We start from the raw sequence: 17599 nt of genomic DNA, 5'->3' as shown, positions 1-17599 counted from the left end.
GCCGCCCACACCTCGTCTGATAACCAGAACAACGCCATCTACCGCCTCCATCGTCACACCCTCTGTGAATCAGGAAGCTCCCCCCAGATCAATAGGCTGATTGGGTTTGAACCCTAGGTCTATGTGCAAAATCTATTCGACGGCCATGGCCAGCTCGCCGGGCAGACGATCCTGTCGCAGCTCGGAGGCCCTGCGCAGATTCTGATCCTGCGGCCGCGCATGATCGGCATGCGCCTGTCGACCCGCTTTTAAACTCGATGAAACCACCGGGCGTGACCGGCAAGCAGCTGGTGGACACAGCACTCGAAAAGTGGCCGAAACTCCGCGTCATTTACATGACCGGCTACACGCGCAACGCCATCGTTCATAATGGCGTGCTCGACCCCGTTACACGACTCCTGACCAAGCCGTTCACGCTTGAACTTGACCGGGAGCTGCGCGAAATGCTCATGATTCCGCGAGACAATGATACCGTCCGTTGATCGTACGCGGAATTTTATCGCTATTTAAGCGAGTGCGACATCGCGGGATGGATTTCAAATCTCAATGCTTATAAACAAACACTTTATTCGTCCAATAGTTAGACAACCCCACATTTTGCCCCACATGGTTTAGTTGTCAGCATCGCAAAAGATTCTGCGGCCTCCGCGCGAATCTCGATGCCGAAGCAAAGTCGAGCCAGAAGGTCTTGCCGAAACGTGCCGCACATGTAGTATCATGTTCTCTCCTTATACAGGCGGATGGAGTATGACTCAGCCGGCGGAAATACTGTATGCGATACCTGTCGGGACGGTTGTCGCTTGGTATCCGCTACCGGCTGCACCGCTGCCGCCCGGTTTCGTCTATTGCGACGGCGCGTTCATCACTGACGCCGATAGCCCCTATAATGGAATGCCCGCGCCGAATCTGATCAATCGTTTCATACTCGGCACAACCGGTGGCGGCGTAACGGTGAACGAGCAGGGCGGCGACAAGGAGTACAACATCAACGGATGGACGAGCGGGGCGATCGAAACCGGTCCGACAAAAGTCTCGATTCCACAGGATGACGTCCAAAACGACATCGTGGTGCATAACCAGCCCGGCACCAGCGTTTACCGTTATGACCTGACCAGCAGCAACGATGGCTGGAACGACGGGAACCATCACCACCAGATCGCAGGATTTCAGGTGCCCGCACCCGGCTGGCTTGCCCTGATCTATATCATCCGGATTAAATAGGCGCGCCATGCGCTCCTGCACCCACCGACGGACTACAGGCAACGCCAGATCTGCCGTCGAATCGTTGCGCACCGTGCCGAAACGTCCGGTCACAGCGCAACGGGCGACGGCGCTTCCCCGGCACGACATCGCCGGCGTGCCGATCGCCGATGCCGCGCCGCGCCGCGCGCCTAACCGAACCGGCCTGCCCGACACGCTCAAGGCCGGAATCGAGAGCCTGTCCGGCATTTCGATGGACGGAGTTCGGGTGCACTATCACTCTCCCGACCCGGCGAGAGTCGGTGCGCTCGCCTTCACGCGCGGCGCCGACATTCATGTCGCGCCGGGCCGCGAGCAGCATCTGCCGCACGAGGCATGGCACGCGGTGCAACAGGCGCGCGGGGAGGTAGCACCGACCACCGCGGTCGCCGACGTGCCGATCAACGACGAAGGACATCTCGAACGCGAAGCCGATGTGATGGGCGCCAAAGCAGCGCAGGCCGGATCGGCGGCAAGCGCAACGTCTCCCGCTTCCCGGCCCGCGCCACCCGTTGCCAGTGGCGCGGGCCGGGAAGCGGGAGGCGTTGCGCAGTGCTTTCTTGATGTCGGTGGCAAGCGCGCGACACCCAAGAACAAGCTCGCGCTGGTGAGTGCGCTCAAGGCGGAGGCGAGCGCTAACACCCTTACCTGGAAGCCTGCATATGAGGGGCTCCTCGACACCGAACTGGCGTCGGAGAAGACGCGGGTCTACGGCAATCTCATCACCCTGCTCATCGATCTTGATACGGTGGAACAGGGGGGCAATTGGTCAATTGTGGAGAAGGACCTGCGGCGCAGTAGAACCCAAGGCCGGGCGCTGCGACAGGCGACCAAATTCCACGAAACTCACACACACAATCCATCCCAGCCCAATCCGATCGCGACCGGATTCCACACCTATGCACCGAGCAGCCTGCTCAAGCCGCCTTCAGGCGTCCAGATTCTGCAGGAGCAGGGCAAATATCATTATTTCCGCGAGTCAGGGGCAAGCAACGCCGCCGATTTCAAGGTTTTCACCACCGGCGATCCAAGCAAACCCGGCTATATCTATGTCGATCAGGAGGAATTCGCCGGAAATTACGACACGCTTGACACCACCGGAACCTGGAGTGCGCAAGGGCGCGACGAGAGCCAACGCCAGTATATGGACCTGGGGAGGAATCACAAATATCCAAACCATACGGTCGGCCACGTCCTGCCGTTCGAGCATTCACCCTTTGTCCATGATACAGCCACGACAGTCGGCACAACCACCACCTATCAGGATACCGACCAGTTCAAGTACAATGTGGTGGTCGAGAATCCGGCAGTGGGTGAACAGATCAAGCGCGCGCAGGTCGAGCAACCGATGATGAGCAGCGGCGGGGGCGGATCTTTCTACCAGTATCCGGTCTATTCGGGAGCGTCGGCGCAGATCGACACGACCTATAACAGCAAGCCGATTGTCACGGGGCAGACCGATACCCACGGCGCCGAGGTCAAAAGCAAGAAGCGCAAGCGTCCGGACCAACTTCAGTTCGGGCGCCCTGATCCAAGTGGCAGCGGAGCCATAGAATGGGCCGGCTTCGACAATACCGGCATGACGCAATACGACACCGACAGCAAGAAGCTGACGAGGACCGGATTATTCGATACACGAATGGACCCGGACTGGTGGAAAAAGAAGAAGAAGAAGAATCAGAAACGCGTCAAGAAAGGCATGGATACCAAACTGGCCTGGGATAGGGCGCGAGCATTGACGCCGGTCACGCCGCCGCTCGCGCAGGTCGTGACCATGGGTGACGACGTCACGGCCTATGACCCCAGGATCGAAGCGCTCAAAGCCGACGTGACCGGCTATATGACGCCGCCGGGAAGTCCCTTCTATATGGGCACACCGGACCCGGTGTTGACCAAGCAGGTGTCCGGGCTGGTCTTCCGCGGCCAGCAGGTGACGACGACCGACGGAATCACGGGGGTGGTGGTCATCTGCACTGCTTTTAATAGTACGACCAACGAGTCCACGGTCGAACTCGAACCCACGCTCGATCCCTTCACCTAAGCGGCGAAGGCGGTATGCTCAGGTCCATTCACAAGCGCGCGAAGCCGGGATCGGAGCCGTCGTCATCGGTTCGTGCGGCACCAGCGCGGTCCATGCCGGCGCGCGCCGCACATAGCCTGCCGGTTCATGATATCGATCAGGTCCCGATCGCCGACGTCCCTGGTCGTGGCGCGCCAGCACAACTTCGCGTCGGTGCACCCGCGGTTGTGCAGCGAGTCATCGATATCGGCACGAAGCGCGCCGCGTTCGATCGCAAGGCGAAACTTATCGCTGCGCTGAAGGAGCGGGCGGACACTACGGGCGTGGTGTGGTTGCCCGACTTCGACACCATGCTGGATGCCGATCTGAAATCAGACAAGGTGCGCAGCTACGCCAACCTGGACGACCTGCTGACCGACATGGACGGCACCAAAGGCAAGGGCCCATTGTCGGCACCCGCGCAGCCGCTAAAACGCACCCTCGATCAAGCGCGCGCGGTACGGCAGGGCGTCAAATTCCACCGCACACACGAACGCAATCCTTCGCAACCGAATCGGCTCGCCACTGGGTTTCACGATATTCCCAAATCAAGAATGTTGAAGACGCCGCCGGGCATTCGACTGGTGCGACTGCAGAGTCAATATTTCTATTATCGCCAACGTGACGCGAATAACAAAGCGGACTTCCAAGTGCACACCACCGGCAATCCTGCGGATCCCGGTTACATCTACACCGACCAGGGGCAGTTTCAAGGTAATTTGGATGTCAAAGATAAAACCAAAAAATGGAGCAGGCAGAAGAGAAAGCAGAAGGCTCGAAAATATATGAACCTTGGATCACAGTATAAATACCCAGAGCATACTGTCGGCCACCTCGCTCCATTCGAACATTCTCCATTTGTTCATGATCGGCCTGTCGTAAAGGGATCGACTAATACCTATATCGATACCGACAGTTTTGAACATAACGTGGTTATTGAGAATCCCTATGTCGGGGAGCAACTCAAGCGCGCGCAAGTCGAGGCGCAGATGATGAAGGACGACAGTTATTTTCTGCAGATGCCAGTTTATTCCAGTACGTCTCCAACGATTTCAACGACTTTCAACAGTAAACCGATTGTACCGGGTCAGACAGACAGTTCCGGCAATCCCGTAGTAGACAAGCCTCGCGTGCGCCCGGACGAGTTGGTGTTCGGTGTGGAAAAAGGCTCGGGCCTCGAATGGGCTGCCTATGACAACACGGGCAAGACCCGGTATGACACGAAGGAGACGAAGCGCCAGAGATGGGGCTATGAGACGCGCACGGGTGACTGGACCAAATGGACGGGGAAACGAGTCAGACCCGGCAGCCATCCTAGCAGAGTCTGGGAAGCCGAGAAGCAAGCTACGACCTTTCCCTACCTTGCAGACGTCTACACGCCTTCCACCTCGACTCAGAGCTATGAACCGTGGCTTGATAGTACAAAGGCCGGTGTCCCAGGCTACCAGAGCCCTCCGCCCTCCCCTTATTATCTGGGCAATTCAACGCCGCTACCCACGCATGTCGTCAAAGGGTTCGTCACGCCTGGCGAAACGGTGACAACCACCACAGGTGCCGTCGGCATTGTTAGCGAGCTAACATACTATGATAGCACGACCGAGCAATCCACAGTGCTCCTGCAATACGAGCCGCAGCTCTTCAAGTAAGATCGATTGATAACCCATGTCGAGCAGCGGAAAACTCGCTCGACCTCCAAGAGATTTCAGCGCTCGCGCGAATTCGTTTCTTGCTTTACGATACCAACAGCCCCCACAAGGGAATGTAGATGCCGATCGACGGTCGAACCTGGACCGGCGTTCGATCTGTTTGGCTAGGCGGCGAGGGTGCCATGCGTACGTCCGTCCATAAGCACGCGAAGCCGACACCAGGGCCGTCGCTTTCTTCCCGTGCCACGACGGTGTGGCCCATTCCAGTAGCGCCGGCGCGTCATGCTCAGATTCATGACATCAGCCGCGTGCCGATCGCCGACGACTCGGACCGCGGCACGATCACTCAGCTCCGCGCGGCCCCCGCGGAATCGACGCCAGCCTATCATGCGCCGCGCTCGACCGGGCTGCCTGACGGACTCAAGGCAGGGATCGAGGCGCAGTCGGGCCTGTCAATGGACAGTGTCCGCGTCCATTACGCCTCGCCGGAACCGGCGAGGCTCAACGCGCACGCCTATGCGCGCGGTACCGATATCCATCTGGCGCCCGGCCAGGAACGCCACCTCGCGCATGAGGCGTGGCACGTCGTGCAACAGGCCGAAGGGCGCGTCCGACCGACCACCGACGTGGGCGGTACGGAGGTGAACGACGATCCTGCGCTGGAGCGCGAGGCGGAGGCGCTGGGAGAGGCGAGTGCAGCGCGAGGCAGGGGCTTCCTCGCGCCGGATGCGCCCGGCTTGGCGGCGGCGGAGCCGATCGCCGCCCCGGCACAGTTGCAGCCGATCGCTGCCTGTGTCCAGCGGGTGATCAAAATCACCGCGGGCGATATGAAAGGTGAATACAAGACCAAAGGCGGCGCGGCCACGAGGCAATTGATCTCCGATGTCGACGATGAAATCGGCGACGAACTCGCGCGCGGCTGGAAGGGCTGGATCAGTGAGCAAGCGGGGGACAAAAAAACCCAACGCCACACGACCGATGAATTCCTCGACGAGGTCAAGGCGCAGTTTCCGAAAAGCAGCAGCAAGGGCTCGAAGATCCGGCCCAACTTTCCCAAATCCTCCTATTGGCTCGGCACGGTAACCCGCGAGATCCAGACCGGGGACGACCAGTCCGGCCTCAAGCCCGCGGATGAGAATCTCGCCCTCCCGCACCGCTTTCCTTACAAGGCGATCGAGACCAGCACCGATTTGTTCCTCTCAGGCAAGGAGGATGCAACCGACCTCTACCGCTGGACCGACCGAATGGTCGAGGCGACCAAGAAGCGGCGTGATATCAACCGCAAGAAGATCAAAACCAAAAGGACGCGCGAGAAATATGAGGAAACCGTCAACGATCAGCTCGACGGCATGGAGCGAGCTCGCAAGCGGCTGAAGAAGGAGGTCGAATCCGGCAAGGCGCTCGACTTGACATCAGGGACGACGCAGGAATTCCTGAAATACACCAACGCATTACACGGGAACATCCCCGATTATGGCCCGCACGCGGGGGTCAACATCCAGGTCAGCGACCGGACGCACCTCAATGTCGAGGAGGACGGAACGTTGACGCCGGGGAGTCTTGCGGCAGGGAGCATGTCGCCACACCGCGGCAGGGGCGTCGCGCGCACTAGCGACGGGCAGTATATTGTCACCACGGGCGGCTACAAATTCGATCCCGACGAGCTCAGCAAGAAGCTGCAGAAGCTGCTCGCGGCGAGAGGCTATAGCGACACGACAATCGATAAGGACGATCTGGAGGACTATTGAGCCGGAAACACCGCCTCAACTTTCGAAGCGCTGATCGAGCCGCGTGCCGAGCAGCAGCCCTGATTTGAGCGCTGCCTCGAACTGCGCGAGCCGCGCAGTGGGAACCGCGAGATTATAGGCGCCCAGCACATCGCGATTGCTTGCGCCGGCGAGGATCGCCGGGGGATTGTCGTCCGACAACCGTGCGAAATCGGGGAGCGGATAGGCATTGGGCTCGATGAAGCGCGGCGGCTGATACACAGGCTCCCATGACTGACCATCGGCTCGGAGCGGGCAGGTTTCGGCGCAAGACGCGTCGCTGCAGGCAGTGCAGTCGCGCACCGAAGTGTCGGACGGTGTCTCACAGCCGCAGAGGTTATCGCCGGGCGTCAACGTAACCTGACGCAACAGGCAATTGAGCAGCCGCATCGTGCGCGGCTTGCCGCAATCGCCACAACGACTCACTGCGGCAGCGACCCCGGGCGCGGCGTCGGTGTTCTTGGCCGGGGGATATTGCAGGTCGGTCACATAGCAGTCAGTGAAATGGGCTTCGCCCGAGCAGCTGAGGACGCCGTCGAAGAGCGAGTCCGCAGCATAGAACTCCCCCGCCACTTCCGCGCCGCCGATGACGGTCAGCCGGGTGAAATGGGCCGTCACTTCAGTTGGGAGGGTGAGCACGTTGATGGTAGATTCAGGCACCGGCAGCGTGCTCAGCACGCTGCTCTCGATCTCGATGCGGCCGCTGAGCAGGTTGAGGTCGATCGGACCGAGCAGGCAACGCTCCATCCTGAGTGTTGCGGTTCCCGCCAGCGTCGTCGATTGCGAGGACTGGGGCGGAACCGCTGCAATCGCAAGCGGCGCCGATCCGGGATAGAGCGTGGTGTCGAGCAAGGTGAGATCGATGTCTCCGCCCAGCAGGCCGATCGTCGCACCGAGCGTCACGCCGCTCATGGCGATCGCGCCTGACTTGGCGGGCGATGTCGGCCCAAGCAGCGAGAGTTCACCCGGGCTGCTGGTCACGACATAGGGCTGGCTTCCCGCCGCACCCACGATCCAGAGCGCCTGGCCAGCGGTGGGAGAAAGCTGCTGGCTTGCTATGGTACGCGTTGCACTCGTCTGGAGCGTGAGCACCGTCGAGTCGGCCTTTGACTGCGCCCAGGAGCCGAGTTGCTGCTCGAGCCAAGCGGGATTGCCGCCATCCGTGAGCGTAACCGCAGTCGCTGACACAGGCGGCGGTGGTCGCACCCCGACGCCCCCGATCGTTCCCGGCATCGCCAGGCCATAATCGACGCTGATCGCACCTGGGGTCTCCCAGGCACTCGGCCAGCTGAACTGTCCGAGCACCGGATCGATCGCAACGACGGGCACCAGCCCCAGCGCCATTGCAGGTGGCGTTGGCGGCACGGGCGGCTGCGGCGCGGCATAAGGTGGCACGATCACCACCTGATCGCCCGCATCGCAGACGAAGCAGGTCGGGAGCGCCGCCGCAAATGCCTGGACCACCCCCGCCACGGTCTGCGTCTTGAGAGTGAACGGCAGCGGGACCTGGAGTATCTGCCCGGCGGGCGCCGTGAAGATCATCACCTCATTCTGCGGCGCGCCGGTGAGGAGAGCGATCAGCGGCTGCGTGAGCGGCAGGGTCGCGGCAGCGATCCCTACCCGTGCCGATCCCGCGAGTTGCAGTGGGTTGGTGCCGTGCCGTTTGGTCGGCTCGATCGATAACGGCTCCGAAGGAAGCATGCGGGGGACTATCACGAGCACTCTGCCGACTGCGCCGACTTTGAGCGCCATGACTGCTGCCTTGGAGACCCGTTCGCCAGGAACGATCGTCGCGGCCGCGATCGCGCGCTGCAGAAGCGCGACCAGATCGGGCATGGTCCGCACCGCCGGGACCTCGACCGAGAGCTTGGCGGTCGCATCGCCGAACGTAATCGTGAGCTCGGTGGTGATCGCTGTTGTGGAGATGAGGTCGATCGACCCGCCCTCCAGCGCGGGATAGTCGGGCGCCACCGGCGGGTTACCGGCAAGCGACATCGCGCGCAGCGACCCGGGTTGCAGCGCTGTCCAGTCCCCCGTGCCGCTGCTGGTACGGATTACGAGCCCCCGCGCAGGACCGTAGAGCAGCGAGCTAGGCGAACCTCCGCCCGGACCAGGCCACATCACATCGTAGCGCGCGAGATCGGCGGTGAGCATCGCTGTGGTGAGCGGCGTCGGAAGCGCCGTCACCGCCGGCGCCGCGACCCAGTTGAGCGGGGTACTCGGCAGGTTGAACAAGGGTTGGTCCATGCCCAGCGGATTGAAGTGATAATAGTTTGTCGTGGGCACGCGCGCGGGCGTCGCGCCGATCACTGCGAATACCGGCAGTCGCCAGATGCGCAGCAACCCCACGGTTGCAGCGGCAGGCTCAAAGGCCGCATCGCCGAGCGGCCATGCGGGCCAGGGGGTGCTCGCGCCAGGCGAATACAATGAGAACCAGCCGGCGCTGTCACGCGTGAGCTTGGGCAGCGCCGCGGCGATCCCCTTGCGACGGCGAAAGGCGAGCGCATCGGCGACCAGCGCGCGATGCTCCGGGCGGACCGGCTTGGCGATCTCGAGCCCGAGCAGGTCACCGATCAGCGGGACATAGTCGAGCGGGCAGGTCTGGATGAACCAATCCTGCTCAAGCTCGGAAATCCCAGTCGCAAGCTCGACGCGAATATGGTCGAACACCTTCATGAGTGCGAGCAGCGGATAGCCCTGCACGATGTCCTGTTGACGGAAGACCGTGGGAAGCAGCGCGTAGAGCGCGTTCTCGGTCGGACCGTTGGTCGATATGATCATGACGCGGGCTCCCCTGAAACGGACGCGGGCGCTGGTGGCGCGGGCGGCGGCGGAGGCGGAGGCGGGGAATCGAGCGTGAACGCAACGGCATCCGCATCGGTACTGAGGAAAAGGATTTGCGCGCCCGTGGGCGGATCGCGTCGGGCCTTCTTTGGATGGAGCACCTGCGCGGTCGGCGCCGGAGTGATTGGCTCGATGATCATCAACGCCGGCGAAGATGAGGGCGGCGATGGCGGCGGCGTGGGCTTGGTTTCGGTCGGCGCCCAGAGATTGGTCACGGTGACGGTTTTGATCTCGGCGACATTCTTGAGGATCACGGCACAGATGTCGGTGGCGCGCACCGACTGGCCGAAGTTCATCATGGCGATGTCATAGGTCGATTGCAGCACCGTCGCGATAGCGCTTTCGACCTGCTGGAGGTCGGGCGTGCCGACGACAGTGAACGTGCCGGCCACCTTGAACGGCAGCGGCTCATAGGGGAGCAGCAGGTGCTGCAGCGCCGCGCTGCTCGCAAGCGCGCGATTGAAGGCTGCCTGAAGGGAAACAAAGGTCGGCGACGCCATGTCGGGGACCGCATTGTCGAGCCCGGCGAGTGTGACCAGGCTGATCTGCCCTGCCGTCTGCCCGACGGCCCGCACCGTCGAGAGTGTCGCGGTGCTGACCTCCGGACGATTGACGATGAAGGTAAGCATATCGTCCTGCGTCACGATTCGGCCGAGATCGGCGACGCCGATCGGGATCTGGCCGCGCAGGCTGCTACGCGGGGGGGCACCGATCCCGCCGGTCGCGGCGACGGGATTGAGCACCCCCTTGATCCCCGGGACACTGTTCGGCGGGCGCGTCAGGCTGCCGGCCGGAACATTGCCACCGGTCCCCGCGCCGACGCGGTAGGTGGCGGTGATGTTGTTCTGCCCGGTCGGCGGACGGAGGCCATGGATGCCGTCGCCGAACTGAATCTGAGCGCGTCCCTGTGCGTCCTGGATCAGCTGATAGACACGCGCGTCGGGCGTGCAGTCGCCAAGCGCCTCGACATATTGCCAGGCCGCGCCGTTGACCGTCACCGTGAGTTGCGGTGCGATCGAGCCATCGGCCTGTTCGAGCCAGGTCAGCGGTGCTTGTTTGAGGATGAACCGAAGGAAGGGTTTCTGCCCGTCGCCGCTGCCGAGCAGTTCGTTGACCGTGCTACCTTGCGTCACTTCGGTGACGTTGCCGTACACGGATGTGGTGGTACGGTCATAGAGGTAGCGCAGCGGCTGATCGAGCGTCAGCACGGTGGTGTTGGTTGCGGCGTATTGCTGAACCGCTTTCACCAAGACGGCTTCGCTCTGCACCGGCCGGGTGAACAGTTGCAGTTGCTGCGAAGTGACGTTGCCGATCGTGCTGCCATTGCCCGAAAGGTAGCGGAGCCCCGATGGCGGATCCCCGCCAAGATCGACTTCGATCGAGAGCTCCCCCGTATCGGGCACGTCCGCTCGCCACCAATTGCCCGTGGCCGATGGCACCGGCGCCAGCACCATGATGATCGTACCGGGGTCAAGCTTCGGCGTACCACCGATGCCGGTGACGTCGCCCACCGTCGCAGCGAGCGGCGGGTTGCCGGCCGTCAGCAGCGTGTGACCGACCGCGATCTCGTCGATCAGCCCGGTCAGCACAATCGCTGCACCTGTCAGCGGCCGATTGTCGATCGGCGGGGCGAGGTAGAGCTGGCGGCTCTGGGTATAGACCATCGCCTGGCGACGCGCGCTCGAATCGGGGGTGGGCGGTGCATCGACGTAGAGAATCGCCGAACAGCTGCTCATGCCGTTCGGATCGACCTGGCCGCCAAAAGCATAAACGCCACGTCCCGCAACCGGGATCGGCGTCACCGTCTCGCTCAACGAGACGAACAAGGGATAACCCGGCGACGGCAGCGGGAAGGGCAACGGATAGACAGTCTCGCCGCCGGTGCCGTCCGCCGGGATCAGCTCATAGCTCGGCGCGCTCGCCCCGCCGATCAGCAGCAATCCCGCAGGGAGCAGAATTGCGCCCTGCGAATGCCGCGGCTCGGCGATCGACGTGGAGGGCGCGAAAGTGTAGCTGCCGGGATCGAACAGCTCAGTGGTCGCGGTCGCCTGCATGTCCGACGTCACCACGCCGCCGACAATGAGTACTGCACCCGAGCCGAGCAGCGTCGCGCTGTGCATCGCACGCGCGGTGCCAAGCGGGGCGATCACTGCAAAGGCCTGCGCAGCGACGTTGAACACCGCCGCTTGCGTCGAGGGAAAGGCCGTCACCGAGGTGAAGTCGCGCTCAGTATAGAAATCAGTGACGCCACCCGCGATCAACACGTCGCCGCTCGCAAGCCGGGTCGCGCTGTGGAAAGCGAAGCCAAAGGGCAAGGTGGTCGCGACGGCCGTGAAGGCTTGCTGCGCGACGCTGAAGGTCTCGGCATTGTCGAGTGCCGGCACCCAGGTGGCGAGTACGCCGTACGGTTCATAGGTGACCGCGGGATAGGAATAGCCTCCCGCGAGCAGCACCGTTCCATCTGCGAGCACGGTGGCGGTATGGCCGCAGCGCGGTACGGTCAGCTTGTTGTGGATCGGGCGGAAGGAGCGGCTCTTGGGGTCGTAGATCTCGGCTGTGTCGAGCACGGCATAGCCGTCATCCGTCAAACCCATGCCGCCCGCAACAAGGATGGTGCCGTTGGCAAGGAGCGACAGCGTCGCGCCAATGCGTGCTGCCCCTGGGGCGCCGGTGATGGTCGAAAGATTGGTGGTGGGATCGAAAGTCCAGGCAAATCCGGTCATGCTCTTGGCCGAAAAAGGAAAAGGGTCGGGCATGGTCGAGCCGAGGATCAGGATCGTCCCGTCGGGAAGAGCGATCGAACCGACAGGAGCAAGCGTATAGGCGGTGGTAAGGATCGGCCCCGGAAAGGTGATGAACGTGCCGACATCGGCGTCATAGGCGACCACGGCGTTGAGAAATCCGTCGGGGATCGTGTCGAGCCCGCCTGCAACCAGCAACTCATCCCCCGGAAGCGCGAGGAAGGCGGCATAGGCCTGCCTCTGCGGCAGCGCCGCTCCTGCCAGGCTCGGGCCGAGCACCCGGACACCGTCGAACGGGATGCTGATCCCGGCGCTCACCGAGAAGATCTCGACCGAGGCAAGCACGGTGCTGCCCGAAACGCCGCCGGCAACCACGACCTTACCGCCCTGAAGCTGCGCGGCGGCGTGGTTCGACCGTGCAGCGATAAGTGGCGGTGCAGAGACAAACACCGGTACGCCCGCGAAGTCGCTCGCCCCCGCACCGGCATAATGAGCAAAGGCGCCGACCAGCCAATTGTCCAGAACCGGCCCCGTCGCCGACTGACCGCCGGTGATGAGGAAGCCGTCGTTACCCGGGAGGGGGGTAGCGACATGGTCGTACCGCGGGCTGCCCGTGGCGCCACCGGTGGCCGCCTTGATCGGATAAAGGCCTGGAACTGGTTTCCAGTCGGTGGGATCGGTGACCTCGGCATCGTCCCAGATTCTCGCGGTCGTGCTAGCGCCGGTGAAACCCGGAGGCATCGCTCCGCCATCGTGCCCGCCCAGGAACACGACAATCTGCCCGACGGGCGGCACGCTTGCCGAACCGCCGTCGGCGGTGGTCTTCACCACCGGGCATAGGGTGGCGCTGTGCCCGGCGCGTGCGTGTTGCATTTGCGCTTCCCACGCCCAGCCTACCGGCCCCGGCGCGAACACCACGACCGAGTTTGTGGCAATCGAATCTTCAAGCAGCGCCTTGAGCGTGGGATAGATCTTGCTCGAGTCACCGGTGAGCCCGCCGCTCAGCATCAGCGTACCGTCAGGCAGCGCCGTGGCCGCATGGCCGATGCGTGGGACCGCGGGCGGGATGTCCTGAATCGCGGAGAAGGTCAGCGTCTTGGGATCGAGCTGGAGGATGTCGGTGGCGAATTCCCAGTCGCCTGTCACGCCACCGACCAGATAGACGACGCCATTGATCGTCGTCGCGGTGTGGAGCCCTCGCTTGGACGGCAGTGTCGCGACCTGGCTCACCAACCCGGTGACGGGATCATAGACCTCGACGCTGTCGAGCACGCCATCTTCGCCGATTCCGCCGGCGAGCAGGACACGCCCGTCTCCAAGCAGGCTGGCGGTGACGCCGTTGCGCGCGGGGATCAGTGCGACGCCCGAAGGCAGCACGGCCGGATCGAGTTCGAGCGTGACTTGCGTGACCTGCCCCGTAAGGCCGAATTCGGAGATGTTCTGGCGCGAGACCGAGGCAATCACGCCGAGCGTGTTATTCTCAGGCGTCTCGAGCAGGAACTGACTGCCGGGCAGCACCTTGGTATAGACCGCCTGGAGGTCGAGGTCGTCCAGATCGATGCCAAATCCCGGCCATTCGGTGAATTCGGCGGGCGACATGCCGGTGGGCGTATTGGCACGTTGCACCGCCGCCGACTGCGACGACCAGGACGGCGCGTTATAGCCGAACAAGCGGCAGGTGAGGTCCAGCGCATAGAGCTCGAGCCCCTCCCCGGCGTCGTGCGGCAATGCCTCGGTGGCGCCGCTGGCGGTCCACTGTGCCTGCAGGCTCGAGCCGATGCTGATCGTGGTGGTCGACAGCACGTGATTCTCGCTCACCGCGAATACTGTCAGGCGCAACCATTGAGTCGGATTGCCGCGACGCACGAACAGCATGAAGTCGCCCACCGCAAGCCCGAGCCCGGTTCCCGAAATCAGCAGACTGTCGGTATCGGGATCGAGATAGACGGGCCTGGTCTGGAGCGGCGTGAGCTGGTTGAGCGCAGGATTGACGACGACTTGGGCAGCGGTCTCGAAGATCGGAGATATGGCGGTCGAGGCGGCATCGCTCGCGGCGGCGGCCTTGGCGCTGTTCGCGCCCGACGTGCTGCCGCTTGGCTTGGGTGGATTGGCCTGGATCGCGGCGCCCTCGGGCACAGTCACCGGTGCGCCGGGCTGGGCGAACAATGCGATCTCGGCGGTCGCGCCAATATAAGCACCGGCAGTCTCACCGATGCTGCGTCCGAGCAGCACGAGGCTGGAATAGTCGATCGCGGTACCGAGATAACCTTCGCTGAGCACGCGGTCCTGATAGAAGGAGACGATGTCGGCAAGCGCTGCAAAGGCGTCGACCATCGCGAGTGTCGGATCGGTCGGCACACCCAGGTTGAGCCGCGCGAGCGGGCGGGTGACCGCACCGCCACCGGTGTCGACCACCACGCGCGGGATCAGTGCAAGCATGTCGGCCTTGAAGGTCGCATAGTCGCCAAGCTTCGCGGAGATCGGGGCCTTGGCCTCGTCGGTCATGACCCGGCCACCACAAAGAGACGGATACGACCCAGCGCTGGACGAAAATTGTCGTTGCCAGCGCGCGCGCGTTGATGCGCCTCGATCGCGATATAGCCGCGCGCGATATTGGCCGCGCTATCATCGTCGCCATCGACCGTCTCGAACTTGATGCGTGGATCGTTTTGCGGGTCGGAGACCACGAACGACACCGCCTGATCGGCACGAAGCACGCGCGTCAGCTCGTCGAGCCGCACCTGGCGGCCGAGCGGCCAGTTGGCCGGATTGAAAAAGGCGGGCGAGCCGTCAGGAAGCGTGCCGGCGCCGATGCGCCGTTCCAGCCGCTCACGCGCCGCCGCAATGTTGGTGCCGGGGGCGCAATAGGCGATGAGAGCGATGGCCAGCTCGACATCGCTGCCCGCGACGATCGTCGGCGGCGCGCCGAGGACCGCGTGATCCATCAGCCGGGCGCTCGCAACCGGGAAGGTGATGCCGTCGGGGATCGTCGCTTGGGTGATCAGCCCGACCGTGCAGGGCGTCTGATCGCCAGGGCCGAGGCTTGCATGGACCTGGGTGACCAGTGGGTCCGCGCTGCCGAGACGCATCCAGTCGTCCGGCTCGATACCGCGAAGATTGGCGCGGAAACCGGTATTGGCGAACAGCCGGATCGCCTCCGAATCCTCCGCGGCGAACGGCGAGGCGGGAAGCGGATTGGTTACCCAGGTAACGAGCGGCGCAGGGCCGATGATCTGCAGCAGCGAATTGGCGCGCACGCGTCCGCTCTGGCCGCCGCTGCTGCGTGCGGTCGCCGTAAAGACTGTGTCGGGCGCGGGAGCATAGCCGAGAGCGCCGTCGCCGAAGCGCAGGTTAAGCTGGCGCGGCCCGCTGCCTGACCCATCCTCGATCGCGGCGGCAAACGAGCGCTCCGTCGCGGAAGCGGAGAGCAGGTCCTGCTGGGCGTTCCAATCCTCGGTGACGCCCGCCATTCCCGGGCGCAAGCCGCTCAACGAAATACAGGGCGCCGCCTGGCGCGGGTCAGAGGTGAGGCTTGCCTTGGCCGATTCGACCATCAGGCTCGCGGCGACGAGGTCCTGGCTGCCGTCGAAGGCCGCGGCGACGCGCGGTAGAGGCGCGGCCGATACGACGTCCTCGACCTGCACCATCGGCGTGTACGCAATCGCGGCGGGGACGGTGGACGGCTGGAGCGGCGCAGAAACGGTCTCGCCGTGATCGGCAAGCACGACATTGCCATACAGCGATACCGCACCCTCAGCATTGACGGGCGGGACGATGAGCGCGCTTTTCAGCGCATCTTCGGGGTGCCAGCTAAGCACTGTGGTGAGCACGCCATTTGGCGTCGTGACCTCAGTGATCTTGAGCAGCCGCAGCACCTGAGCGCCGAAGACCGAGGTCGTGCCCGCCGGCGCATTCAACTGGCGGAGCGCGATCAACTGGCCGGGAAGCAAGCCGGGATTGCCGCCCGCGAGCGTGAGCGTGATCGACCCTGCGGGGATGGTGTAGGCGGCGCTTTGCACTAGCGCCGGACCAAGATCGTTGAGCTGCTGCGCCATGGACTGGGCGTGCATCGTCTCGAACACCGTCGTGCTCGCCACGAGCGCAGGATCGGATGGCAGAATCACGTCGGGCTCACCCGGCTGCAGCGTCACCACCTGCAGTCCGGCCGGCAGCACGCCGTTACCATTGACCGCGAAGACCAGCGCGGTGCGCGCGTTGCAACCGTCGTTGACGGCATAATCGCGCAGCCGCCCATGACGGCGCAGCGATAGGCGATGGCGCGCTGTGGTGAGATAGGATTCGGTGCCCGCTGCATCCTGCCGGAACGAGAGGTGGTCGCCGGCATAGGCGAGCACTTCAAGGATCGTGGTCATCGGATCGGCGGGATGATCGAGCGCCCATGCCGAATCGTCCTCGACGATTTGCGACACGCGCGAGCGCATCATCGCGGTCAGGGCAACATAGTCGCGCGCGAGATAGTCGATCGCACCGGTACCCGGAGGCGGATTGCTCCCCGCAACGCTGGGCGCGAGCGACTGCGGCGACGCGAGCGCAAACCACGTCGCATAATGGCCAATGGTCAACAGATAGGACGGGGGATCGGCTTCGGGATCGACGGGAAACAAGTCCGCGCCGATCGTCAGCGCTGCGGTGCCGTCGCCGGTGAGCGGCGTCACATGGTTCACCTGCGCACGCCTGCCGAGAAAATCGACGATGGTGACCTCCACTGCCGCCTTCGCCGCGCTGGTCACGAGATGCTCGGGACACTCCACCACGAGGTGGAGCGTGGTGCCCGAATGCCGCGAGCGAAGGACGTTGAATGGGATGGTGCTCATGCCTCCGCGATCCGCGCCACCGCCCGTCCCGAGCCGCCCGATGCACTGGAGGCACCACCCACCAGCGGCAGAGTGACCGACGCTTCCGCGAGCTGTCCGGTGTGGACGATGAAATAGGTGAGATCGACTTCGACCTCCTCGTCCTTGAGCGTGACGGTGAGGGTATGGATTGTGATTGCGTCGCCCAGGAACTGAAGCAGCTTGCTGCGCACCAGCGTCTCCGCGGCACTGGCCAGCCCCGCGTTCACGCCCGCGAAGACCAGCGACTTGAGTCCGGCGCCAAAATTGGGACGATTCACACGCTCGCCTGGGTCAGTCTCGAGCACGAGCAGAATCAGATTCTGAACATAGGTCGCGAGATCGCTGGTCGCGGTCTGCCCCGAAGCGTCGATCTGATACGGAAAGCTTAGATAACCAGTCATCGATTGGCGTCCGCACACCTCTTCTCAAGAGGGATATTAAAAGCATC

General features: G+C 63.4%; 10 protein-coding genes. 6 read left to right on the top strand and 4 right to left on the bottom strand.

The window, feature by feature from the left end:
- Window positions 1-123: 123 nt before the first annotated feature.
- From ACRECS_RS22775 to ACRECS_RS22750, 6 genes are all read left to right on the top strand, one after another.
- Window positions 124-252: a hypothetical protein gene (locus tag ACRECS_RS22775; protein WP_431585252.1), complete on the top strand. Its 129-nt coding sequence runs from the start codon at window positions 124-126 to the stop codon at window positions 250-252.
- Window positions 253-272: 20 nt separating this feature from the next.
- Window positions 273-482 carry a hypothetical protein gene (locus ACRECS_RS22770; RefSeq protein ID WP_431585251.1) on the top strand — a complete coding sequence of 70 codons (210 nt, stop codon included), beginning with the start codon at window positions 273-275 and terminating at the stop codon, window positions 480-482.
- A gap of 265 nt (window positions 483-747) precedes the next feature.
- Window positions 748-1221, top strand: coding sequence for a hypothetical protein (locus ACRECS_RS22765; RefSeq protein WP_431585250.1), 474 nt, complete (start codon window positions 748-750; stop codon window positions 1219-1221).
- Window positions 1222-1294: 73 nt separating this feature from the next.
- The gene (locus ACRECS_RS22760) at window positions 1295-3280 is read left to right on the top strand and encodes a DUF4157 domain-containing protein (RefSeq protein WP_431585249.1); all 1986 of its coding nucleotides are present in this window, start codon (window positions 1295-1297) and stop codon (window positions 3278-3280) included.
- A 92-nt stretch (window positions 3281-3372) separates the two neighbouring features.
- The gene (locus ACRECS_RS22755) at window positions 3373-4944 is read left to right on the top strand and encodes a hypothetical protein (protein ID WP_431585248.1); all 1572 of its coding nucleotides are present in this window, start codon (window positions 3373-3375) and stop codon (window positions 4942-4944) included.
- A 308-nt stretch (window positions 4945-5252) separates the two neighbouring features.
- On the top strand, window positions 5253-6692 hold the full coding sequence (locus tag ACRECS_RS22750; protein ID WP_431585247.1) for an eCIS core domain-containing protein: 1440 nt from the start codon (window positions 5253-5255) through the stop codon (window positions 6690-6692).
- A 15-nt stretch (window positions 6693-6707) separates the two neighbouring features.
- On the opposite strand, the gene ACRECS_RS22745 is transcribed toward ACRECS_RS22750, so the two are convergent.
- From ACRECS_RS22745 to ACRECS_RS22730, 4 genes are read right to left on the bottom strand one after another with little or no spacing between them, the layout of a single operon-like run.
- On the bottom strand, window positions 6708-9491 hold the full coding sequence (locus ACRECS_RS22745) for a hypothetical protein (RefSeq protein ID WP_431585246.1): 2784 nt from the start codon (window positions 9489-9491) through the stop codon (window positions 6708-6710).
- A complete protein-coding gene (locus tag ACRECS_RS22740) occupies window positions 9488-14800 on the bottom strand; it encodes a kelch repeat-containing protein (RefSeq protein WP_431585245.1) in 5313 nt (1770 codons plus the stop codon). Before ACRECS_RS22740 ends, ACRECS_RS22745 begins: the two co-directional genes overlap by 4 nt.
- Window positions 14797-17130, bottom strand: coding sequence for a hypothetical protein (locus ACRECS_RS22735; RefSeq protein WP_431585244.1), 2334 nt, complete (start codon window positions 17128-17130; stop codon window positions 14797-14799). Before ACRECS_RS22735 ends, ACRECS_RS22740 begins: the two co-directional genes overlap by 4 nt.
- Window positions 17127-17552, bottom strand: a complete 426-nt coding sequence (locus tag ACRECS_RS22730) for a GPW/gp25 family protein (protein ID WP_431585243.1) — start codon at window positions 17550-17552, stop codon at window positions 17127-17129. The genes ACRECS_RS22735 and ACRECS_RS22730 overlap by 4 nt, the downstream gene beginning before the upstream one ends.
- Window positions 17553-17599: the final 47 nt, after the last annotated feature.

The organism is Sphingomonas sp. (assembly GCF_050725575.1).
In the GTDB taxonomy this organism is placed as follows: Bacteria; Pseudomonadota; Alphaproteobacteria; order Sphingomonadales; family Sphingomonadaceae; genus Sphingomonas.
The sequence above is the reverse complement of the archived record's forward strand: the minus strand, read 5'-3'. Positions and strand labels throughout refer to the sequence as shown.

Coding starts and splice junctions, on each gene's coding strand:
- ACRECS_RS22765 (WP_431585250.1), top strand. CDS start 748: ATGACTCAGCCGGCGGAAATACTGTATGCGATACCTGTCGGGACGGTT.
- ACRECS_RS22755 (WP_431585248.1), top strand. CDS start 3,373: ATGCCGGCGCGCGCCGCACATAGCCTGCCGGTTCATGATATCGATCAG.
- ACRECS_RS22745 (WP_431585246.1), bottom strand. CDS start 9,491: ATGATCATATCGACCAACGGTCCGACCGAGAACGCGCTCTACGCGCTG.
- ACRECS_RS22740 (WP_431585245.1), bottom strand. CDS start 14,800: ATGACCGACGAGGCCAAGGCCCCGATCTCCGCGAAGCTTGGCGACTAT.
- ACRECS_RS22735 (WP_431585244.1), bottom strand. CDS start 17,130: ATGAGCACCATCCCATTCAACGTCCTTCGCTCGCGGCATTCGGGCACC.
- ACRECS_RS22730 (WP_431585243.1), bottom strand. CDS start 17,552: ATGACTGGTTATCTAAGCTTTCCGTATCAGATCGACGCTTCGGGGCAG.